Origin of the sequence: Caballeronia glathei (assembly GCF_000698595.1) — a bacterium.
Classification (GTDB): Bacteria; Pseudomonadota; Gammaproteobacteria; order Burkholderiales; family Burkholderiaceae; genus Caballeronia; species Caballeronia glathei.
Map to the genome: position 1 here is coordinate 255,584 of NZ_JFHC01000001.1, position 21,311 is coordinate 276,894.

Genomic DNA, 21,311 nt, shown 5'->3' on the forward strand with positions numbered 1-21,311 from the left:
CGCGCCCGCCATGCCCCACCGCAAGCCGGCCGGCGAGAGCAGCTCGCTCGCCGTCCGCAACCTGAAAAAGCGCTACGGATCGCGCACGGTCGTGAAGGACGTGTCGCTCGACGTGAAAAGCGGCGAAGTCGTCGGTCTGCTCGGCCCGAACGGCGCGGGCAAGACCACGTCGTTTTATATGATCGTCGGCCTCGTGCCGCTCGATGCGGGCGAAATCGCCCTCGACGGCACCTCGATCAGCCTGTTGCCCATCCATCAGCGCGCGCACATGGGGCTTTCGTACCTGCCGCAGGAAGCGTCGGTGTTCCGTAAGCTGTCGGTCGAACAGAACATTCGCGCCGTGCTCGAGCTGCAAACCGACGAATCCGGCAAGCGGCTGTCGAAAGACGCCATCACGGAGCGCACGGAAGCGCTCCTCGACGAACTCCAGATCGCCCACCTGCGCGAGAACCCGGCGCTATCGCTGTCGGGCGGCGAGCGGCGGCGGGTGGAAATCGCCCGGGCGCTCGCCACCAACCCGGCCTTCATTCTGCTCGACGAGCCGTTTGCGGGCGTCGACCCGATCGCCGTGCTGGAAATCCAGAAGATCGTGAAATTCCTGAAGCAGCGCAACATTGGCGTGCTGATCACGGACCACAACGTCCGGGAGACGCTCGGCATCTGCGACCACGCGTACATCATCAGCGACGGAAGCGTGCTGGCAGCGGGAGCGCCGGGCGAAATCATCGAAAACGAGAGCGTGCGGCGGGTCTATCTGGGCGAGCACTTCCGCATGTGACCGCCCGGCGCGCCGCACAGCGTTTTTCCGCGCTGCGGCATCCGGACCAGCAATTCTTACGTGCCGCCCCCGAGGCGGCACGCTTGTTTTTGTGAATCCCCGCGAGGTTTCGCGCGCGTGGCAAACTCTCTACAATGAATAAAACTCTGCCATGAAAGCCAGCCTCCAACTCCGCCTATCGCAGCATCTTGCGCTGACCCCGCAACTGCAGCAGTCCATCCGGCTGCTGCAGTTGTCGACGCTTGAACTGCAACAAGAGGTCGCGATGGCGGTCGCCCAGAACCCGCTCCTTGAAAACGAGGACGACTGGATCGCGAGCCCGTTGCGCGTCGCCGCCGACGGTTCGCTGATCACGTCCGCCAATACGTCGAGCGCGCCGCCCGAGCCGTTGATGAACAATGGCTCGGCAAGCAGTTCGCCTACGGCCGAACGTTCGGAAAACGGCGAGCCGCAGGGTGTCGACGAATACAACGGCCTCGGCGCCGACAGCGGCGCGGATTCCAACTCGTGGAATCTGGAAGACTACGGCCGCTCGAACACCGGTTCCGACGACGACGACCTCCCGCCGCTGCAAATCCACGAATCGACCACCACGCTGCGCGATCACCTGACCGCCCAGTTGCGCATGACGCAGGCGAACCAGCGCGACCGCGCGCTCGTGACGTTCCTGATCGAGTCGCTCGACGAGGACGGCTATCTCACGTCGTCGCTGGACGAGGTACTCGCCGATCTGCCCGAGGAACTCGAGGTCGACATCGACGAACTGAGCGCGGCGCTCGCGCTGCTGCACAGCTTCGATCCGCCGGGCGTCGGCGGGCGTTCGGCGTCCGAGTGCCTGAAGCTGCAACTGCTGCGCTTCGAGCCGTCGGCCACGCGCACGCTCGCGCTCGACATCGTCACGCATCACCTGGAACTGCTCGCCGCACGCGACTTCACGCGCCTGCGCAAGCAGCTCAAAGCGAGCGATGACGCCCTGCGCGACGCCCACGCGCTCATCAAGTCGCTCGAACCGTTCCCCGGCGCGGCCTATGGCAAGAGCGAGGCCGACTACGTCGTGCCGGATATTCTCGTGCACAAGAGCGCAGGCGGCTGGACGGCGGAACTGAATCCGGAAATCGTGCCGAAGCTTCGGATCAACCATCTGTACGCGAATATCCTGCGCAACAACCGGGGCGATCCGGGCAGCGGCTCACTGCGCCAGCAGCTTCAGGAAGCGCGCTGGCTCATCAAGAACATTCAGCAGAGGTTTGAGACGATCCTGCGCGTCGCGCAGGCAATCGTGGAGCGTCAGAAGAACTTTTTTGCGCATGGTGAAATTGCCATGCGGCCCTTGGTTTTGCGGGAGATTGCTGATACGCTGGGTTTACACGAGTCGACGGTTTCACGTGTGACGACCGGCAAGTACATGCTCACCCCGTTCGGGACGCTTGAATTTAAGTACTTCTTCGGATCACATGTGTCGACTGACACAGGAGGCGCGGCATCGTCAACGGCGATCCGGGCCCTCATCAAGCAACTGATAGGAGCGGAAGACCCCAAATCTCCTCTTTCAGACAGCCGCATCGCCGAACTGCTGGCGGAACAAGGATTCGTGGTCGCGCGGCGCACTGTCGCGAAGTATCGCGAAGCTCTGAAAATCCCCGCAGTGAATCTGCGCAAGTCTCTATGACCCGTCTCTGTAGCCCGTTGCATTTCGCAGCGGGCCTTTACCGGCCGCATCGCGAGAAGCGCGGACGAGCCGGCCGATGCGACCCGTTTTTTACGTACGCCCGGATGGCGCAGTAACGGGACGCTCAGCCGACCGGTATCAGCCGCGTTGCCGCGAACAGGCGGCCACTAGCTTGGAGAGCAACTATGAATCTGAAGATCAGTGGACACCACCTCGAATTGACGCCTGCGTTGCGCGAGTACGTGATCACCAAACTTGACAGAGTGCTCCGTCATTTCGATCAAGTGATCGACGGCAATGTGGTCCTCTCGGTCGACAATCATAGGGAAAAGGACAAGCGGCAAAAGGTCGAAATCAACTTGCATCTGAAGGGCAAGGACATTTTTATCGAGAGTTGTGACGTGGATATGTACGCGGCGATCGATCTGATGGTGGACAAGCTGGATCGGCAGGTCATCAGGCACAAGGACAAGATTCAGGGACATGCCCGCGAGGCAATGAAGTACCACACCGAGGTGGTGCAGGAGCTGGAAGCGCCGTCGCCGTGATCGGCACGGGCCCGGCGGCCGGATGGTTCAACCAGCGCCTTGCGCTGACGACGATTCGAGGAATCATTCAATTCGCGCAACCCTGACTCAGCGGGGCGCAAACCCGGCAGGAGCCGCCTGGACCCAGGCGGCTTTTTTGTTGGGTACAGGCCACAAGTCGTTGATTTAGGTGACTTTACGCGTCTCGAAATGTGCCGGAAAGTTCGTTTGCGCGCTGCACCATCCCCGTCCTGCTGATCTATAATGGGTTGGTTATTATCGGGGTAGTTAATCAGAGTCCGCCCGCAGAGTCCGCCCGAACGTGCGCGTACCCGTCCAACATCGCCGTGAGCGCTAGTCGACCAATCGCCACGATGAGGAGAATCCAGGCCACGCATCAGCCTGCCAACATGAATCGTTTAGCCAAATTTCTTCCCCTCGAAAACGTCGTCCTCGGACTGTCCGTCACCAGCAAGAAACGCGTATTCGAGCAAGCGGGTTTGATCTTCGAGAATCAGAACGGCATCGCCCGCAGCACCGTCACCGACAATCTTTTCGCGCGCGAGCGCCTCGGCTCGACCGGTCTCGGCGAAGGCGTCGCCATTCCTCACGGACGCATCAAGGGCCTGAAGCAGCCGCTCGCCGCGTTCGTGCGCCTCGCCGAACCGATCGCGTTCGAATCGCCGGACGGCCAGCCCGTTTCGCTCCTCATTTTCCTGCTGGTGCCCGAGCAAGCCACCCAGCAACATCTCGAAATTCTGTCGGAGATCGCACAACTGCTCTCCGACGCCCAGGCGCGCGAGCGCCTGAACAAGGAAGAGAATCGTGAAGCGCTGTATCAGGTGCTCACGCAGTGGCAGCCGTAAAAAGATCCTGAAGCACGCATAGCGCGGAAAGCGCGGCTCCCGGCCCGCTCGCGCGGGCGGTGCTTCTGGGGCACAATCGGTCGAATGGAGCGGACACGATGAGCCTGAACGCCGAGCCTCGCATTCCACGTCCGCCCACGGCTTCCAACGGAGTTCCGGTCTCATGGATACGTCCAGCATCAACGCCCAGAGCATTTTCGACGACAACGCGGCCGCGCTGAAGCTCAGCTGGCTGACGGGTCACGAAGGCTGGGAACGCGGATTTTCGACCGAGACGGTCGCGAACGCGACATCGAGCGCCGACCTCGTCGGCCACCTGAACCTCATCCATCCGAACCGTATCCAGGTGCTCGGGGACGCCGAGATCAACTACTACCAGCGTCAGTCGGACGAAGACCGCTCGCGCAACATGGCCGAGCTGATCGCGCTGGAGCCGCCGTTTCTCGTGGTCGCGGGGGAAGTCGGCGCGCCGCCCGAGCTCGTCCTGCGCTGCACGCGCTCGTCCACGCCGCTTTTCACGACGCGCATGTCGGCGGCGGCGGTCATCGACAGCCTGCGGCTCTACATGTCGCGCATCCTGGCGCCGCGCGCCACGCTGCACGGCGTGTTTCTCGACATCCTCGGCATGGGCGTGCTGCTCACCGGCGACTCCGGCCTCGGCAAGAGCGAACTCGGCCTGGAGCTGATCAGCCGCGGCCACGGTCTGGTGGCCGACGACGCCGTCGATTTCGTGCGGCTCGGCCCCGATTTCGTCGAAGGGCGCTGTCCGCCGCTCCTGCAAAACCTGTTGGAAGTGCGCGGCCTGGGCCTGCTCGACATCAAGACGATCTTCGGTGAAACCGCCGTGCGGCGGAAAATGAAGCTCAAGCTGATCGTTCAGCTCGTGCGCCGTCCGGACGGCGAATTCCAGCGGCTGCCGCTGGAAAGCCAGAGCGTCGACGTGCTCGGCCTGCCGATCAGCAAGGTCACGATTCAGGTGGCGGCCGGCCGAAACCTCGCGGTACTGGTCGAAGCGGCGGTGCGCAACACGATCCTGCAACTGCGCGGCATCGATACGCTGCGCGACTTCATGGACCGCCAGCGGCTGGCGATGCAGGACCCCGACAGCCAGTTTCCCGGCAAGCTGATCTGACCGTCGCGCGGGCCTCTGCGACCAATCCGCGCACAATGCAGGTGCTAAGATAAAGCGAACGAGTCGAAATCCATGCGCATCATTTTGATCACCGGCATTTCCGGTTCCGGCAAGTCCGTCGCACTCAACGCCCTCGAAGACGGCGGCTACTACTGCGTCGACAATCTTCCGCCGCGCTTTCTGCGCGAACTCGCCTCGTACCTCGCGGGCGAGGGCCAGACGCGGCTCGCCGTCGCGATCGACGCGCGCTCGAGCGTCTCGCTCGACGAAGTCCCCGCGATCATCAACGACCTATCGGACGCCTACGACCTGCGCGTGCTGTTTCTGAACGCGAGCACGCAGTCGCTGATCCAGCGCTTCTCCGAAACACGCCGCCGCCACCCGCTCTCGGGCTCGCCGGGGCACGACGCCGACGTCGGCCTGCTGACGTCGCTCGCCGAAGCGATCGAGCGCGAGCGCGAACTGGTGGCGGGCCTCGCTGAATTCGGCCATCAGATCGACACGAGCAACCTGCGCGCGAACGTGCTGCGGGCGTGGGTGAAGAGCTTCATCGAGCAGGAATCGGTCGGGCTCACGCTGATGTTCGAGTCGTTCGGATTCAAGCGCGGCGTGCCGCTCGACGCCGATTTCGTGTTCGACGTCCGCACGCTGCCGAATCCGTACTACGATCGCGAGTTGCGGCCGCTGACGGGCCTCGACCAGCCAGTCATCGAATATCTGTCGGCGCAGCCGATGGCGCACCAGATGATCGACGACATCGGCACTTTCATCGCCAAATGGCTGCCCCAGTTTCGCGACGACAACCGCAGCTATCTCACCGTCGCGATCGGTTGCACGGGCGGGCAGCACCGCTCGGTGTTCATCGCCCAGGCGCTGGCCGCGCGCTTCGGCGACAAGGCGAATGTGATCGTGCGGCATCGCGACGCGCCCATCCCGGTCGATGGCGGCGCGGCGCACACGCCAACCTGATCGCCGCGCCGGCGGTCTCACCTGGAGGCGCGCGATGTCTTCCAATCCCGTTCTCGCCGACTTGCCGCTGTTCCCGCTGCACACCGTGCTGTTTCCCGGCGGCCTGCTGCCGCTCAAGATTTTCGAGGCGCGCTATCTCGACATGGCGCGCTCGTGCCTGCGCGAAAAGACGCCGTTCGGCGTCTGTCTGCTGAAAAGCGGAAATGAAATCGCGTCGCCGGGCGATCCGTCTGTGCCGGAGCCGATCGGCTGTCTCGCGGAAATCACCGAATGCGACGTCGACACGTTCGGCCTCCTGCTCGTGCAGGCCCGCGGGACGGAGCGCTTCCGGCTGCTGTCGCATCGCGTGGAGGCGAGCAACCTGATCGTCGGGATGGCGGAGACGATCGGCGAGGACCAGCCGCTGCAGGGCGCCGAGGCGCTCGCCAAGTTCGGCGCGTGCGCGGAGGTGCTGGAGCGCATCATCGATACGATCAAGACGCGCGATCCGCAGAATCTTCCGTTCGCCGAGCCGTACCTCTTCGACGATCCGACCTGGGTGTCGAACCGGCTCTCGGAGATCCTGCCGATTCCGATGCGCGCGCGCCAGAAGCTGATGGAATTGCAGGACGCCGCCGCGCGCATCGATGTGGTGCATCACTATATGCAGCATCATCAGCTGCTCTGAGCCGCTGCGTCAGACCAGCGAGCCCTGGAGCGCGTCGAGCAGCTTGCGCACGGGCGCGGGCAGGCCGAAAGCGTCGATCCCGGCGAGCGGAGCCCAGACCGTTTCGGCATCGGCGGCTTGCGAACGCTGGCCGAGCGCCTTGCCAAGGCGCGGCTCGATATCCAGCTTGAAATGCGTGAACGTGTGCGTGAGCGGCGCGAGGCGCTTCAGATCCTCCGCCGCACCGAACCTGTGCGCGATGGCCGCGAGCGCGTTTTCGTCGGCGGCTTCCGGCAGGCTCCAGAGGCCGCCCCAGACGCCGGCAGGCGGCCGTTTTTCGAGCAGCACCGCATCGCCGTCCTTCAGCACGAGCATCCAGGTCTTGCGCGTCGGCACTGTTTTTTTCGGGCGCGCGGCCGGCAGTTCGCGCTGCCGCCGGGTCACGTTCGCGACGCAATCCGCTGCGAACGGGCAGCGCATGCAATCCGGCTTGCCGCGCACGCACAGCGTCGCGCCGAGATCCATCAGGCCCTGCGTGTAGGCGGTGACGTCGTCCTTGTGCGCGGCGTCGGGCAAAAGCGACTCCGCCAGCGTCCACATCGCGTTCTCCACGCGCTTTTCGCCCGGAAAGCCGTCGACGCCGAACACCCGCGCAAGCACGCGCTTCACGTTGCCGTCGAGAATCGTCGCCCGCGCGCCGAATGCAAACGACGCGATCGCCGCCGCCGTCGAGCGGCCGATGCCCGGCAACTGCTCGAGTTCGTCGACCGTCTGGGGAAAGTGTCCACCGTATTCGCTCGACACGACCCCGGCGCAGCGGTGCAGATTGCGCGCGCGCGAGTAGTAGCCGAGGCCCGCCCACAGCGCCATCACGTCGTCGAGCGGCGCTGCGGCGAGCGCCGTCACGTCGGGAAAGCGCGCGAGAAAGCGCGCGTAATAGGGAATCACCGTGGAGACCTGCGTCTGCTGGAGCATGATCTCCGACAGCCAGATCCGGTAAGGATCGCGCGTGTTCTGCCACGGCAGGCCGTGCCGGCCGTGGACGCGTTGCCACGCGATCAGGCGCGCGGAGAAATCGGTGAGAGCGGGCATTGGGGAATTAGCGCTGGCAGCGTGGGCAAAAGTATGTCGAGCGCTGCCCCTGGACGATTTGTCTGATCGCCGTGCCGCACACGTGACACGGCAGGCCCGCGCGATCATAGACGAAATAGTCGAGCTGGAAGTAGCCCGATTCACCGTTGCTGCCGACGAAATCGCGCAACGTGCTGCCGCCCTTCTCGATCGCGGCGGCGAGCGTGGTGCGCACGGCGTCTGCGAGCAGGTCGTAGCGCACGAGCGAGACGCGGCCGGCGGCGGTGGTCGGCCGGATGCCCGCGCGAAAGAGGCTTTCGGATGCATAGATATTCCCGACGCCCACCACGATGTCGCCCGCGAGCAGCGCCTGCTTCACCGACACCTTGCGCCCGCGCGTGCGGCGAAAGAGCAGCGCGCCTGAGAACTCGGCCGTGAACGGCTCGACGCCGAGTGTCGCGAGAAGCGGGTGATCGAGGACGTCGCCGTCCTCGCGCGGGTGCCAGAGCACCGCACCAAAACGGCGCGGGTCTCGAAAACGCAGGATGAAGTCATCGAAGATAAGATCGATGTGATCGTGCTTCGCCGCGTCGGGCGGGCGCGGGACGTTGCGCAGCACGCGCAGCGTGCCCGTCATGCCGAGATGGACGATGAGCCAGCCGTCGACGGTTTCGAACAGCAGGTACTTGCCGCGCCGCGCCACCTTGTCGATCTTCAGGTGGCCGAGCGTTTTGGCGAGATGGGCGGGAACCGGCCAGCGAAGCGCCGGCGTTCGCACATCGACGCGCTCGACGCGCCGCCCCGCAACGTAAGGCTCGATTCCGCGGCGGGTGACTTCGACTTCCGGCAACTCTGGCATGGTTTGTTGGTCTGCAACTTGCTGGGCGATGTGCCCGTATTGTAGCGACCGCGTTACAATCGACCGAAACATTGATCGGATTTCCATGAACTTGTTCGTCATGAAGCTGCTCTCCAAGCGGTCCGCCGAGCCTGTGAAGAATTGCGGCACACCGGTTTCGCGGATCGCGGGCGCGGTGGCGCTGGCAATCGCCGCGCTCGCATTCGCGCCTGCCCATGCGCAGAATCCGGCGCGGCTTCCCGCTCCAACGGCCGACGACCAGGCCGCGGCGATCAGCGCCGCCGACGTGCTGACCGCGCCGCCGACCGGCAAAGAATCGCAGGACCTGCCGAACATCGCGCTGTCCAGCCAGATCCTGTTCCAGGTGCTGGCGGCCGAAGTCGCGCTCCAGCGGGGCCAGCCGGCGCCTGCATACCAGACGTATCTGGCGCTTGCCCGCGACACGCACGACCCGCGTTTCGCACAGCGCGCGACCGAAATCGCAATCGCCGCTCAGAGCCCGAACGATGCGCTCACCGCGGTCCAGCTGTGGCAGCAGTTCGCGCCGAACTCCGACCGCGCGGCGCAACTCAGCGCATCGCTGCTGATCGTGTCGGGCCGGCCCGACGACGCGAAGCCCGTGCTCGCGCGTGAACTCGCCAAGGTGCCGGACGCGCAGCGCGGCGACGCGATCCTCTCGCTGCAGACACTACTTTCACGCGGGCCGAACCGCGTCGGCGCGCTCAATGTTCTGAAGGATCTGACCAGGAACGACTTGCAGCGGCCCGAGACGCAGCTCGCCATCGCCCGCCAGCAACTGCTCGCCGACGACGCGCCCGGCGCGCGCGCTTCGCTCGAAAAGGCGCTCGAACTGCGCCCCGACTATCTTCCGGCCGCCCTGACCCTCGCCCGCATGGGGCCTGAAGAGCGCAAGGAAGGCATCGCGTCGTTCGAAAGATATGTCGACAAGAATCCGAAGTCGCATGACGCGCGGCTCGCGCTCGCGCAGCTGTATTTGTCCGCCGATCGTCTGGACGATGCGCAGAAGCAGTTCGAGATCATGCGCAAGAATGATTCGAAGGACCTGACGCCGCTGATGGCGCTCGCGCTGATCAGCATCCAGAAGAAGCAGTTCGACAAGGCCCAGGATTACCTCGACCAGTACGTCAAGGCAGCCGAAAGCACGCCCGGCGCCGATCCGGGACAGGCCTACATCTATCTCGCGCAGTTGTCGCTGGAACAGAAGAACGATGCCGCCGCGAGCCAGTGGCTCGACAAGATTCCCCGCACGAGCCAGCAGTACCTGCCCGCGCAGATCACGCGCGCTCAACTGATGGCGAAGCAAGGCAAGGTGGATCAGGCGCGCCAGTTGCTCGCGAACCTGCAAAGCTCGGATCCGCGCGACCTCGCCCTGATCGCCCGCACGGACGCCGCGCTGCTCTTCGAAGCGAAGCGCTATCCGGAGGCGGAGGCCAATCTCGCGAAGGCGGTGGCCGCGTTCCCCGACGACCCCGATCTCACCTACGACTACGCAATGGCCGCCGAAAAGAACGGCCATTACGAGACGATGGAAACGCAGTTGCGCAACCTGATGCGCACGCAGCCGGACAATCCGCAGGCGTATAACGCGCTCGGCTATTCGCTCGTCGATCGCAACCTGCGCATCGACGAGGCCGTGAAACTGATCGAGAAGGCCGTCTCGCTGGCGCCGAACGACGCGTTCATCATGGACAGCCTCGGCTGGGCGAAATTCCGGCAGGGCAATTCCGCCGAGGCCGCGAAAATCCTGAAGCAGGCCTATGACTTGCAGCCGAACGCGGAAATCGGCGCGCATCTGGGTGAAGTGCAGTGGAAGTCGGGCCAGCAGGATCAGGCGCGCGACACGTGGAGACAGGCGCTGAAGCTTGAACCGGACAACGACACGCTCGTCAAAACGCTCAAACGACTTCAGGTAAACGATCTTTGATGGCATTCAATTCTTTCGCGGGCGCGCCGCTTCGCCGCGGCGCGCTTGGCCTGACGGCCGCCGCCGCCGTGATGCTCGCGGGCTGCGCGGTCCAGCCGAAGGGGCCGGGTACGTCGGTCGCGGCAACCTCGATCACCGCGCAGACGAGCCGCGCGTATCACGGCCGCTTCGCCGTGCAATACAACGATCAGAACGGCCAGACGCGCAACGCCTACGGCAACTTTGACTGGCAGGAAAACGGCGACACCGTCACGCTCCAGTTGCGCAACCCGCTCGGGCAGACGCTCGCGATCGTCACGTCGTCGCCTTCGTCGGCCACGCTCGAACTGCCGAACCGCCAGCCGCTGAACGCCGGGAACGTGTCGGAACTGATGCAGAGCACGCTCGGATTCTCGCTGCCGGTCGAAGGTCTGCGCTACTGGCTGCAGCCGTCGGCGGCGCCCACCTCGCGCGCCAGGACGACGATGGACTCCTCCACGGGCAACGAGCGGCTCAAGGAGATCAAGCAGGACGGCTGGACGATCGACTATCTCGCCTACGCCGATGCGCCCGCGGTCGGCGTGAAGCGGGTGAATCTCGTGCGCGCCGAGCCGCCTCTCGACATCAAGCTCGTGATCGACCAGTAACCGCGGCCCGCCCGCTCAACGCATGTCTCAAACAAACGAGTCGCTGCGCGACTGCCTCGCGCCTGCGAAGCTGAATCTTTTCCTGCATATCACCGGGCGCCGTCCGGACGGTTATCACTCGCTCCAGACGGTGTTCCAACTGCTCGACTGGGGCGACCGGCTGCATTTCACCCGTCGCGACGACGGCGTGGTCACGCGCAAAACCGACGTGCCCGGCGTGCCGGAAGCCGACGATCTCGTCGTGCGCGCCGCCCGTCTGCTGCAAGAACACGCGGGAAGCACGTTCGGCGTCGAAATCGAAATCGACAAGCGGCTTCCGATGGGCGCGGGCCTGGGCGGTGGCAGTTCCGACGCCGCAACGACTCTTTTGGCGTTGAATCGTCTTTGGGGCGTTGACCTTCCGCGCGCAACCCTGCAAAATCTCGCGCTGCAATTAGGCGCGGACGTGCCGTTTTTTGTTTTCGGGCAGAATGCATTTGCGGAAGGAGTGGGGGAAGTGCTTCAGGCAGTCGATCTGCCGAATCGCTATTTCCTGGTGGTGACTCCTGCGGTCCATGTCCCCACCGCCGCGATTTTTTCTGAGAAAGCGTTGACAAGGGACTCAAAAGTCCTCACAATGACGGACTTTCTTGCACAACATAGTTCTGACACAGATTGGCCTGACAGTTTCGGCCGAAATGACATGCAGGCGGTTGTCGCTGAAAAGTACGCGGAAGTTGCAAAGGTGCTCGAGTGGTTTCGCAATCTCGCACCGGCGCGAATGACCGGATCTGGAGCGAGCGTGTTCGCCGCTTTTCGCAGTAAAGCCGGAGCCGAGTTGGCGCAAGCCAAGCTCCCGGCAAGCTGGAAGAGCGTCGTGGCAGGCAGCCTGGATTCTCATCCTCTCTTTGCTTTCGCGTCGTAAGGTTTTGTTTTGACGGGTATGTCCTACACTTCCCGGCAAGACTCAAAGTTAGTGTAGGGGAGTCGCCAAGTTGGTCAAGGCACCGGATTTTGATTCCGGCATGCGAGGGTTCGAGTCCTTCCTCCCCTGCCATAAATTCTCGCGTTTTTCCTCTCGCCCCCAGCCCGAAACAGGTGCACGATGAGCAGTGACGGCCTGATGGTTTTTACTGGCAACGCAAATCCCGCGCTTGCACAGGAAGTCGTCAAAATCCTTGGAATCCCTCTCGGCAAAGCGATGGTCAGCCGTTTCTCCGACGGCGAAATCATGGTCGAGATTCAGGAAAACGTTCGAGGCAAGGACGTATTCGTTCTGCAGTCCACCTGCGCTCCGACGAACGATAACCTGATGGAACTGATGATCATGGTCGACGCGCTCAAGCGCGCGTCAGCCGGCCGGATCACCGCAGCCATCCCCTACTTCGGTTACGCGCGTCAGGATCGCCGTCCGCGCTCGGCGCGTGTCGCGATTTCGGCGAAGGTCGTGGCGAACATGCTGGAAATCGCGGGCGTCGATCGCGTGATCACGATGGACCTGCACGCGGATCAGATTCAAGGCTTCTTCGACATCCCCGTCGACAACATCTACGCAACGCCCGTGCTGCTCGGCGATCTGCGCAAGCAGAATCACGACGATCTGCTGGTGGTGTCCCCGGACGTGGGCGGCGTGGTGCGCGCCCGCGCGCTTGCCAAGCAGTTGAACACCGACCTCGCGATCATCGACAAGCGCCGTCCGAAGGCGAATGTCGCTGAAGTGATGAACATCATCGGTGAAGTGGAAGGCCGCACGTGCGTGATCATGGACGACATGGTCGACACCGCAGGCACACTCTGCAAGGCAGCACAGGTTTTGAAGCAACGCGGCGCAAAGCAGGTTTTCGCATACGCGACGCACCCGGTTCTTTCGGGCGGCGCGGGCGAGCGGATCGCGGCGTCGGAACTCGACGAACTCGTCGTCACCGATACCATCCCGCTGTCGGCTGAATCGCTGGCATGCTCGAAGATTCGCCTGCTCTCGAGCGCGGGTCTCCTCGCGGAGACGTTCTCGCGAATCCGGCGCGGCGACTCGGTGATGTCGCTCTTCGCCGAAAGTTGATCAGTATTGGCAATGACGCGAAGCTCAGGCTTCGCGTTTTTGCGTAATCGGCGCGAACGAACGAAGGTTCGTGCCGTTGTTCCGGGGCTGGACGCCGCCGCCCGATGGCTGCGGTTCAATCGAGAAAGCCCCGTTTTCACTGCCTGGTCGCGGGCAGCTATTGGAGTCAAAACATGAAAGTAGTCGCTTTCGAGCGCAATCTGCAAGGTACGGGTGCGAGCCGCCGCCTGCGTAACTCGGGCAAGACCCCGGGCATCGTATATGGCGCCGACAAAGACGTACAAATGGTCGAACTCGACCACAACGCCCTTTGGCACGCGCTGAAGAAGGAAGTGTTCCATTCGTCGATTCTCGACCTGGAAGTGGGCGGCAAGTCGCAGCCGGTGCTCCTGCGCGACGTGCAATACCACCCGTTCAAGCAGATGGTTCTGCACGTGGACTTCCAGCGCGTCGATCCGAAGAAGAAGCTGCACACCAAGGTGCCGCTGCACTTCATGAATCAGGAAACGAATCCGGCCGTCAAGCTTGCGGGCGCCGTGATCTCGCACGTGATCAACGAACTCGAAGTGGAATGCCTGCCGGGCGACCTGCCGGAATTCATCGAAATCGACTTGGCCAAGATCGAAGCCGGCCAGACGATGCACGCGAAGGACATCGTTCTGCCGAAGGGCGTCGCGCTCGTGGCCCACGTCGAAGCGGAAAACCCGGTGATCGCATCGGCAACCATTCCGGCTGCGGGCGTGTCGGACGCGGCTACTGGCGGTGCTGCGGCAACTGGCGAAGGCGAAACGCCGGCAGCGTAAGTGCTTCGCTAAGACAAGCCTATCCTCTCGAACCGTTCGCAAGGACGGTCGACGTGACCCGCCGGTGCGAACGCTCCGGCGGGTTTTTTTTCGCTCGACTTTTCGCTTAACCTTCCATTCAACTGCACGCGGGCGCGCTCGCTCGCGACAATTCGACATGATCAAGCTGATCGTCGGCCTCGGCAATCCGGGCGCCGAGTACACCGCGACGCGGCACAACGCCGGCTTCTGGTTCGTCGACCAGCTGGCACGGGACGCCGGCGCGACCCTGCGCGACGAACGCCGCTTTCACGGCCACTACGGCAAAGGCCGTCTGAACGGCCACGACGTCCATCTGCTCGAACCGCAGACGTTCATGAACCGGTCCGGGCAGTCAGTGGTCGCCGTCGCGCAATTCTTCAAGATCCTGCCCGACGAGATTCTCGTCGCGCACGACGAACTCGATCTGCCGCCGGGAACCGTCAAGATGAAACTCGGCGGCGGCAGCGGCGGACACAACGGCTTGAAGGACATTTCCGCGCACCTGTCGTCGCAGCACTACTGGCGGCTGCGCATCGGCATCGGGCATCCGCGCGACCTGATTCCCGAGGGTGCGCGAGCCGGCACGAAGCCGGATGTCGTCAACTTCGTGCTGAAGCCGCCGCGCCGCGAAGAGCAGGAGCCGATCGACCGCTCGATCGAGCGCGCGCTCGCGGTAATGCCGTTCGTCGTCAGCGGCGAGACCGAGCGCGCGGTGATGAACCTGCATCGCAATGCATGAGCCGTGTCCGAGGCCCACTTGAGCCACGTTTGAAGCCAATTTGGAGCCGCATGTGAGCCGTTTCTGGAGCGATATCGTTCACCGACTGACGCCGTACGTGCCGGGCGAGCAGCCCGCGCTGGCGCATCCCGTCAAACTGAACACGAACGAAAATCCGTATCCGCCGTCGCCGCGGGTGGTCGAGGCGATCCGGCGCGAACTGGGCGATGACGGCGAGACGCTTCGCAAGTACCCCGATCCGACCGCCCGCGCATTGCGCGCGACCGTGGCCGCGCATCACGGGCTGCGCGTCGAGCAGGTGTTTGCCGGCAACGGCTCCGACGAAGTGCTCGCCCACGCGTTCCAGGCACTGCTGAAGCACGAGCGGCCGATCCGCTTCCCCGACATTACGTACAGCTTCTATCCGGTCTACGCGCAGTTGTACGGCGTTTCGTTCGATGCCATTCCCCTCGACGACCAGTTCGGCATCGATATCGACGACTACCGCGCGCCGGGCGGCGGCGTGCTTCTGCCGAATCCGAACGCGCCGACGGGCCGCGCGCTCCCGCTCGCCGAGATCGAGCAATTGCTGCAGGCGAATCCCGACTCACCGGTCGTGATCGACGAAGCGTATGTCGATTTCGGCGCGGAATCGGCCGTGAACCTGATCGACACGTATCCGAACCTGCTCGTCGTGCAGACGGTATCGAAGGCGCGTTCGCTTGCGGGAATGCGCGTGGGCTTTGCGTTCGGCGGCGCCGCGCTGATCGAGGCGCTCACGCGCGTGAAGGACAGCTTCAACTCGTATCCGCTCGATCGTCTCGCGCAGGCGGCGGCGATCGCCGCCTACGAAGACGATGCATGGTTCCGCGAAAGCTGCCGCAAGGTGATTGCGAGCCGCGAGCGCATGACCGGGGAACTGGCGGCGCTCGGCTTCGACGTCGTGCCGTCGGCGGCGAATTTCGTGTTCGCGCGCCATCCGGGGCACGATGCCGCGGCACTCGCCGCGTCGCTGAAGGAGAAGGAAATTTTCGTGCGGCACTTCAAACTGCCGCGCATCGACCAGCATCTGCGCATTTCGATCGGCACCGATGCCGAATGCGATGCGCTCGTCAATGCGTTACGGGCGCTGATCGGCAGCTGACGCGCCCTTGCGCGTCATCGCCGCGTGTCATTGCCCCTTGGCGGCCATCAGCGCGTGATACTTCGCCATCAGCTGCTCGGGGGTTTCCACGTGCGCTGGGTCGCGCGGAATGCACTCGACCGGGCACACCTGCTGGCATTGCGGCTCGTCGAAATGACCGACACACTCGGTGCACTTCTTCGGGTCGATCACGTAGATGTCCGTGCCCATCGAAATGGCGTCGTTCGGGCACTCGGGCTCGCAGACGTCGCAGTTGATGCACTCGTCGGTAATGATCAAAGACATGCTTGACTCTCTTCAGCCGGCTCGAAGCCGGCACCAAGCCCGCGCCGCGTAGCGCCGCGCGGGCCCGGCGCTCAAGGCGCCGCGGGGTCCTGTGCGATCAGGCCGACCTTGTCGATCAGCCGTTTTTCGACGGACGGGAACACGAACTTGCTGACATCCCCGCCCAGTTGCGCGATCTCGCGCACGATCGTGCCCGAGATGAACTGGTACTGGTCGGACGGCGTCATGAACATCGTCTCGACGTCGGGCAGCAAATAGCGGTTCATGCCCGCCATCTGGAACTCGTACTCGAAGTCGGAGACGGCCCGCAGCCCGCGCACGATCACACGGGCGTTGTTCTTCCGCACGAAATCCTTCAGCAGGCCGGTAAAGCTGCTCACCTGCACGTTCGCGTAGTGGCCGAGCACGTCATGCGCGATGTCGAGCCGCTCCTGCAACGTGAAAAACGGCTTCTTGGCGCGACTGTCGGCGACGCCTACGACGAGCGTATCGAAAATACTCGACGCGCGCCTGACGAGGTCTTCATGTCCGCGCGTCAGCGGGTCGAACGTTCCCGGGTACACGGCGACTACCATGGGGCTTCTCCTCTTCTATATAGATTGGGCATTGCGCCGCACCGGCCCGCACTGCAGGCTCACCGGTGCGCCTCGCCCGCCATACCCCGGCCGCGCCTCGCGGCGCGTCGCCCGGTCATTCTGCCCGGCGCGCTATTTGGGAACGCGCATTATTCCTCATTTTCGCGGCGCAGCAAATGATAGCGAACCGCGCCCGCCTTGCCTTCGCGCACGATTTTCCATCCGGCGAGCGCGGGCGCTTCGGACGGATCGAGCGCGTCGCCCGACTCCACATACAGCGCGCCGCCGGGCGCCACCAACGCGACGGCGAGTTCCAGCGCACGTTCGAGCACCGGCTTGTCGCCGAACGGCGGATCGAGAAAGACGACATCGAACGAATGCGGGGCGAGGCTCGCGGCGAGGCGCAGCGCGTCGGCTTCGAGGATCTCGATGTTGCTCGCCGCGAGCCGCGCCTGATTCGCCTTCAGTTGCGCGACCGCGCGGCCGCTGCGCTCGACCATCAGCACCCGCGCCGCGCCGCGCGACGCGGCCTCGAAACCGAGCGCGCCGCTGCCGGCGAAGAGATCCAGGCAGCGCTGGCCGTAGAGTTGCTGGCCGAGCCAGTTGAAAAGCGTCTCGCGCACGCGATCGGGCGTCGGGCGCAGGCCATCGAGATCGAGAACCGGCAGCGGCGTGCGCTTCCAGTCGCCGCCGATGATGCGGATCGAATGCGGTTTGCCGCCACGCGACGGCGCCGCCTCGCGCACCCTGGCGGGGGCGCGTCCGGGCGTTGCTGACGTCGGTTGGCGTGTAATGGACGAGCGGGGCATGTAAGGCAATGAAATGAGGAGGCGCCAGGCAGGCGCAATGTGCGCCGTTCCGGTGGGCGCCGAAGGCCGGAACACGCGGCCGGCGGCCGTGCGCGCGAATCCGCCGGCGCGCGGCCGATGAAAACCAACGTTACCACAGGCGCGAGCCTTGTCGCCAAAGGCTTGCGACCGTCCATAGGCGCCGCCTGATAAAATACGCGCCTTCCGCGCTTTCGCGGCCGCCCGTGCTTTCCCCGATCCCGGGGGCGGGGCGAAGCGCCGAAAGCGCGCGCACCATCCACCACTGCGGACCATGTTCAGCTTCTTCAAACGATTCAAGAAACCGGCGGATGCGCCGGCCGGCACGCCGGCCGAGGAAGCCGCCGATGCCGTCGCGCAGGACGAGGCGCTTCACGAGCCCGAGGCGCCCGAGGCGTTGCACACCCCGGCCGAGCCGCTGCGCCACGCGACGCCCCCGGTAACGCCGGCACAGCCGGTCGAACCGGGCACGCCGGAACCCGCGCCCGTGACGCCCTCGATGCCCTCTACGCCCTCGATAGCCGCACAACCCACCGCCGATGCGCCACCCCCGCCCGCCCCCGAGCCGCAGCCTTACTGGCAAGGCCGCACGGCGTCGCAATGGAAGCGCGAGCCGGTGGTGGAGGATACGGCCGAGATCGTGCCGCCGCCCGCCCCCGACCCGGGCGCGAAGAAAACGTGGCTGTCGCGGCTCAAGCACGGCTTGTCGAAGACGAGTTCGAGCCTCACCGGCATTTTCGTCGGCGCGAAGATCGACGAGGATTTGTACGAGGAACTCGAAACCGCGCTGCTGATATCCGATGCGGGCGTCGATGCCACCGAATTCCTGCTCGAAGCGCTGCGTGAAAAGGTGCGCGCCGAACGTCTCACCGACGCGATGCAGGTGAAGATCGCGCTGCGCGCGCTGCTCGTCGATCTGCTCAAACCGCTGGAAAAATCGCTGATGCTCGGCCGCGCGCAGCCGCTCGTGATGATGATCACCGGCGTGAACGGCGCGGGCAAGACGACGAGCATCGGCAAGCTCGCGAAGCATCTGCAGCGCTTTCACCAGTCCGTGCTGCTCGCTGCCGGCGACACCTTCCGCGCCGCCGCCCGGGAACAGCTCACGGTCTGGGGCGAGCGCAACAACGTGACCGTCGTGTCGCAGGAAAGCGGCGACGCAGCCGCCGTGATCTACGACGCCGTCGGCGCCGCCCGCGCCCGCAAGATCGACGTAATGATGGCCGACACCGCCGGCCGCCTGCCGACGCAATTGCACCTGATGGAAGAACTGCGCAAGGTGCGCCGCGTGATCGCGAAGGCAATGCCCGACGCGCCGCACGAAGTGCTGCTCGTGATCGACGCGAACACCGGCCAGAACGCGCTCGCGCAGGTGAAGGCGTTCGACGACGCGCTCGGCCTCACCGGCCTGATCGTGACGAAGCTCGACGGCACCGCGAAGGGCGGCATCCTCGCCGCCATCGCGCGGCAGCGGCCGATTCCGGTGTATTTCATCGGTGTCGGCGAAAAGGTGGAGGATTTGCAGCCGTTCAGTGCGGAGGAATTCGCGGACGCACTGCTCGGCTGAGGCTCGCGGCAGGCACCGCAACAAGAAGGGCGTCCCGCGGGACGCCCTTCTTGTTCGCCATTTTGTTCGCCGCTGAAGACCTGCAGCGCGTCACTGCGACAGCACGAGCGCCGCCGCGATCCACCACATCACGCATCCGACGATCACATCCAGCACCCGCCACGCTACGTCCTTCTCGAACCAGGGCTTCAGCAGGCGCGCACCGTACCCGAGCGCGGCAAACCACATGATCGACGAACACATCGCGCCCGCCGCGAACCACGCGTTGCGTGGCCACCCATAGCGCGCGCCGATGCCGCCGAGCAGCACGACCGTATCGAGATAGACGTGCGGGTTGAGCAGCGACAGCGCCAGCACCGCCGAGGCGGCGCCGAGCGCCGTCTGCGAATCGCCGTCGGATGCATCGAGATGACCCGGTCCCTGCCAGGCCGCGATGAACGCGCGCAGGCCGTACAGGAACACGAACGCCGCGCCCGCCCAGCGAATCACATCGAGGAGAAACGGCGCCCGCGAAACCAGCGCGCCCATCCCGCCGATGCCGAACCCGATCAGCAGCACGTCGATCGCCGCGCATATCGAGACCACCAGCCCCACATGCCTGCGCTTCAAACCCTGCCGCAGCACGAACGCGTTCTGCGCGCCGATCGCGATGATGAGACTCGCGCCGAGCCCGGCACCCGACAGAAAGCTGGCCAGATACGGGAGCGTCATTCGGCGTCGGGTTGCTCCGCGGGTGCCGCGCGCTGGAAGGCGTCGATCTGGCCGGCGTAGTCGGCGATGCGCTCGATCGTCGGATAGCGGCTCATGTCGATCTTGAAGCGCCGCGCGTTGAACACCTGCGGCACGAGGCTCAGATCCGCGACGGTCGGCGTGTCGCCGAAACACAGCGCGCCGACGCGCCCGTCACCCGCGAGCCGCTTTTCCAGCGACTCGAAGCCGCGTTCGACCCAGTGGGCATACCACGCGTCCTTCACGGCGTCGGGAGCCTTGACTTCGTGCTTCAGATACTTGAGCACGCGCAGGTTGTCGAGCGGATGAATCTCGCACGCGACCTGCAGTGCGATCGAGCGCACGAACGCCCGGTCGGCGGGCGCGGCGGGCAGGAGCGGCGGCTGCGGATGCGTCTCCTCCAGATACTCGATGATCGCGAGCGACTGATGGAGCACGTTGTCGCCGTCGACGAGCGTCGGCACGATGCCGTCCGGATTCACCGCGCGATATTCCGGCTTCAGTTGCTGGCCGCCGTCGCGCACCAGGTGAATCGGCACGTATTCGTAGGCGAGACCTTTCAGGTTCAGCGCAATGCGCACGCGATACGCAGCCGAGCTGCGGAAGTAGCTGTACAGCTTCAAGTTGCCTCCTCCCTGTTATTTTTCAGGCGCGTCTCATGAAGCGTCTTGAGCCACGCCCGGATACGCGTGCTCAGACCACACGCACCGCGAACTCCCCGATGCCGTCGACGCCGCCCTTCATCAGATCGCCCTTCACCACCGCGCCGACGCCTTCCGGCGTGCCGGTGAAGATCAGGTCGCCGGGGAAGAGTTCGAAGAGCGTGGACAGATACGCGATCGTTTCGCCGACCGACCAGATCAGCTGCGAGATGTCCGAGCGCTGCTTCTCTTCGCCGTTGACCGTCAGCCAGATGGCGCTTTTCTCCAGATGCCCGACCTTCGACACCGGATGAATCGGCCCGAGCGGCGCGGAATGGTCGAAGCCCTTCGCGGTATCCCACGGACGGCCGAGCTTCTTGGCCTCGGCCTGCAGATCGCGGCGCGTCATGTCGAGGCCGAGCGCGTAGCCGTAGACGTAATCGAGCGCGCGCTCGGCGGGAATGTCACGCCCCTGCTTGCCGATCGCGGCGACGAGTTCCATCTCGAAATGCACGTTCTTCGTCTGCGACGGATACGGAAACTCGCCGGTGGAACCGGGCGCGACGTACAGCACGGCATCGGCGGGCTTGCCGAAGAAGAACGGCGGCTCGCGATCCGGATCGTGGCCCATTTCCCGGGCGTGCGCCTCGTAATTGCGGCCGACGCAATAGATGCGGCGCACGGCGAACTGCTCGCCCGAATCGACGACAGGCACCGCCACGACCGGCGCCGGAGTGAACACGTAACTCATCCCGCTCTCCTTGTTGATTTGAATCATGCGGCTCGCGCTCAGGTCGGAGCCGGCAAAACGAAGAGTGTAACGTGCGCGCGCGGGGCAAGCGAAACGTAAGCAAGCCGCGCACGCCCAAGCCCCG

At 64.6% G+C, this 21,311-nt stretch carries 23 protein-coding genes and 1 tRNA gene; 16 read left to right on the forward strand and 8 right to left on the reverse strand.

What is annotated here, in order from left to right; translation table 11 throughout:
* Positions 1-10 precede the first annotated feature (10 nt).
* The 7 genes from lptB (at position 11) to BG61_RS01195 (ending at position 6,608) form a co-directional block, all read left to right on the forward strand.
* Complete coding sequence (gene lptB, locus BG61_RS01165; RefSeq protein WP_051672210.1) at positions 11-778, forward strand: LPS export ABC transporter ATP-binding protein; 768 nt, start codon at positions 11-13, stop codon at positions 776-778.
* Between the two features lie 151 nt (positions 779-929).
* Positions 930-2,447, forward strand: a complete 1,518-nt coding sequence (locus BG61_RS01170; RefSeq protein WP_035941305.1) for an RNA polymerase factor sigma-54 — start codon at positions 930-932, stop codon at positions 2,445-2,447.
* A 185-nt stretch (positions 2,448-2,632) separates the two neighbouring features.
* Positions 2,633-2,995, forward strand: coding sequence for a ribosome hibernation-promoting factor, HPF/YfiA family (gene hpf, locus BG61_RS01175; protein ID WP_035941307.1), 363 nt, complete (start codon positions 2,633-2,635; stop codon positions 2,993-2,995).
* A gap of 353 nt (positions 2,996-3,348) precedes the next feature.
* Entirely contained in the window at positions 3,349-3,840 is a 492-nt protein-coding gene (ptsN, locus tag BG61_RS01180) for a PTS IIA-like nitrogen regulatory protein PtsN (protein ID WP_306434280.1), read from the forward strand.
* A gap of 163 nt (positions 3,841-4,003) precedes the next feature.
* Positions 4,004-4,972 (forward strand): HPr(Ser) kinase/phosphatase, encoded by a 969-nt coding sequence (gene hprK, locus BG61_RS01185; protein WP_035941311.1) that lies wholly within the window; start codon positions 4,004-4,006, stop codon positions 4,970-4,972.
* A 72-nt stretch (positions 4,973-5,044) separates the two neighbouring features.
* A complete protein-coding gene (gene rapZ, locus BG61_RS01190) occupies positions 5,045-5,941 on the forward strand; it encodes an RNase adapter RapZ (RefSeq protein ID WP_035941314.1) in 897 nt (298 codons plus the stop codon).
* 34 nt (positions 5,942-5,975) lie between these two features.
* A complete protein-coding gene (locus BG61_RS01195) occupies positions 5,976-6,608 on the forward strand; it encodes an LON peptidase substrate-binding domain-containing protein (RefSeq protein ID WP_035941316.1) in 633 nt (210 codons plus the stop codon).
* A gap of 9 nt (positions 6,609-6,617) precedes the next feature.
* Here the strand turns inward: BG61_RS01195 and mutY are convergent, their stop codons facing one another.
* Together mutY and mutM are read right to left on the reverse strand one after the other, a co-directional pair.
* Positions 6,618-7,679, reverse strand: a complete 1,062-nt coding sequence (mutY, locus tag BG61_RS01200) for an A/G-specific adenine glycosylase (RefSeq protein ID WP_035941318.1) — start codon at positions 7,677-7,679, stop codon at positions 6,618-6,620.
* 7 nt (positions 7,680-7,686) lie between these two features.
* Positions 7,687-8,517: a bifunctional DNA-formamidopyrimidine glycosylase/DNA-(apurinic or apyrimidinic site) lyase gene (gene mutM / locus BG61_RS01205; RefSeq protein ID WP_035941320.1), complete on the reverse strand. Its 831-nt coding sequence runs from the start codon at positions 8,515-8,517 to the stop codon at positions 7,687-7,689.
* Between the two features lie 85 nt (positions 8,518-8,602).
* On the opposite strand from mutM, the gene BG61_RS01210 reads away from it, so the two are divergent.
* From BG61_RS01210 to hisC, 8 genes are all read left to right on the forward strand, one after another.
* Positions 8,603-10,462 (forward strand): tetratricopeptide repeat protein, encoded by a 1,860-nt coding sequence (locus BG61_RS01210; protein ID WP_035941323.1) that lies wholly within the window; start codon positions 8,603-8,605, stop codon positions 10,460-10,462.
* On the forward strand, positions 10,462-11,088 hold the full coding sequence (gene lolB, locus BG61_RS01215) for a lipoprotein insertase outer membrane protein LolB (protein ID WP_035941324.1): 627 nt from the start codon (positions 10,462-10,464) through the stop codon (positions 11,086-11,088). Before BG61_RS01210 ends, lolB begins: the two co-directional genes overlap by 1 nt.
* A gap of 22 nt (positions 11,089-11,110) precedes the next feature.
* Positions 11,111-11,992 (forward strand): 4-(cytidine 5'-diphospho)-2-C-methyl-D-erythritol kinase, encoded by an 882-nt coding sequence (gene ispE / locus BG61_RS01220; RefSeq protein ID WP_035941326.1) that lies wholly within the window; start codon positions 11,111-11,113, stop codon positions 11,990-11,992.
* A gap of 55 nt (positions 11,993-12,047) precedes the next feature.
* Positions 12,048-12,124, forward strand: a tRNA-Gln gene (locus BG61_RS01225).
* A 48-nt stretch (positions 12,125-12,172) separates the two neighbouring features.
* Positions 12,173-13,126, forward strand: a complete 954-nt coding sequence (locus tag BG61_RS01230; protein WP_035941328.1) for a ribose-phosphate pyrophosphokinase — start codon at positions 12,173-12,175, stop codon at positions 13,124-13,126.
* A 173-nt stretch (positions 13,127-13,299) separates the two neighbouring features.
* The gene (locus BG61_RS01235) at positions 13,300-13,929 is read left to right on the forward strand and encodes a 50S ribosomal protein L25/general stress protein Ctc (protein WP_035941331.1); all 630 of its coding nucleotides are present in this window, start codon (positions 13,300-13,302) and stop codon (positions 13,927-13,929) included.
* A gap of 157 nt (positions 13,930-14,086) precedes the next feature.
* Complete coding sequence (gene pth, locus BG61_RS01240; RefSeq protein ID WP_035941332.1) at positions 14,087-14,689, forward strand: aminoacyl-tRNA hydrolase; 603 nt, start codon at positions 14,087-14,089, stop codon at positions 14,687-14,689.
* Positions 14,690-14,741: 52 nt separating this feature from the next.
* Entirely contained in the window at positions 14,742-15,812 is a 1,071-nt protein-coding gene (gene hisC, locus BG61_RS01245) for a histidinol-phosphate transaminase (RefSeq protein ID WP_035941334.1), read from the forward strand.
* 27 nt (positions 15,813-15,839) lie between these two features.
* Here hisC and BG61_RS01250 read toward each other — a convergent pair whose 3' ends face one another.
* The 3 genes from BG61_RS01250 to rsmD all read right to left on the reverse strand — a co-directional run bounded on the left by BG61_RS01250 (position 15,840) and on the right by rsmD (position 17,481).
* Positions 15,840-16,097 carry a YfhL family 4Fe-4S dicluster ferredoxin gene (locus BG61_RS01250; RefSeq protein ID WP_035941335.1) on the reverse strand — a complete coding sequence of 86 codons (258 nt, stop codon included), beginning with the start codon at positions 16,095-16,097 and terminating at the stop codon, positions 15,840-15,842.
* A gap of 71 nt (positions 16,098-16,168) precedes the next feature.
* Positions 16,169-16,672 carry a pantetheine-phosphate adenylyltransferase gene (coaD, locus tag BG61_RS01255; protein ID WP_035941338.1) on the reverse strand — a complete coding sequence of 168 codons (504 nt, stop codon included), beginning with the start codon at positions 16,670-16,672 and terminating at the stop codon, positions 16,169-16,171.
* Between the two features lie 149 nt (positions 16,673-16,821).
* A complete protein-coding gene (rsmD, locus tag BG61_RS01260; RefSeq protein ID WP_051672201.1) occupies positions 16,822-17,481 on the reverse strand; it encodes a 16S rRNA (guanine(966)-N(2))-methyltransferase RsmD in 660 nt (219 codons plus the stop codon).
* A 292-nt stretch (positions 17,482-17,773) separates the two neighbouring features.
* Between rsmD and ftsY the strand changes: the two genes are divergently transcribed.
* On the forward strand, positions 17,774-19,066 hold the full coding sequence (ftsY, locus tag BG61_RS01265) for a signal recognition particle-docking protein FtsY (protein WP_035941340.1): 1,293 nt from the start codon (positions 17,774-17,776) through the stop codon (positions 19,064-19,066).
* Between the two features lie 90 nt (positions 19,067-19,156).
* Here the strand turns inward: ftsY and BG61_RS01270 are convergent, their stop codons facing one another.
* The 3 genes from BG61_RS01270 to BG61_RS01280 all read right to left on the reverse strand — a co-directional run bounded on the left by BG61_RS01270 (position 19,157) and on the right by BG61_RS01280 (position 21,187).
* Positions 19,157-19,777: a LysE/ArgO family amino acid transporter gene (locus BG61_RS01270; protein WP_035941342.1), complete on the reverse strand. Its 621-nt coding sequence runs from the start codon at positions 19,775-19,777 to the stop codon at positions 19,157-19,159.
* Positions 19,774-20,418 (reverse strand): maleylacetoacetate isomerase, encoded by a 645-nt coding sequence (gene maiA / locus BG61_RS01275; RefSeq protein WP_035941343.1) that lies wholly within the window; start codon positions 20,416-20,418, stop codon positions 19,774-19,776. The genes BG61_RS01270 and maiA overlap by 4 nt, the downstream gene beginning before the upstream one ends.
* 70 nt (positions 20,419-20,488) lie before the next feature.
* Positions 20,489-21,187, reverse strand: a complete 699-nt coding sequence (locus BG61_RS01280) for a fumarylacetoacetate hydrolase family protein (protein WP_035941344.1) — start codon at positions 21,185-21,187, stop codon at positions 20,489-20,491.
* Positions 21,188-21,311: the final 124 nt, after the last annotated feature.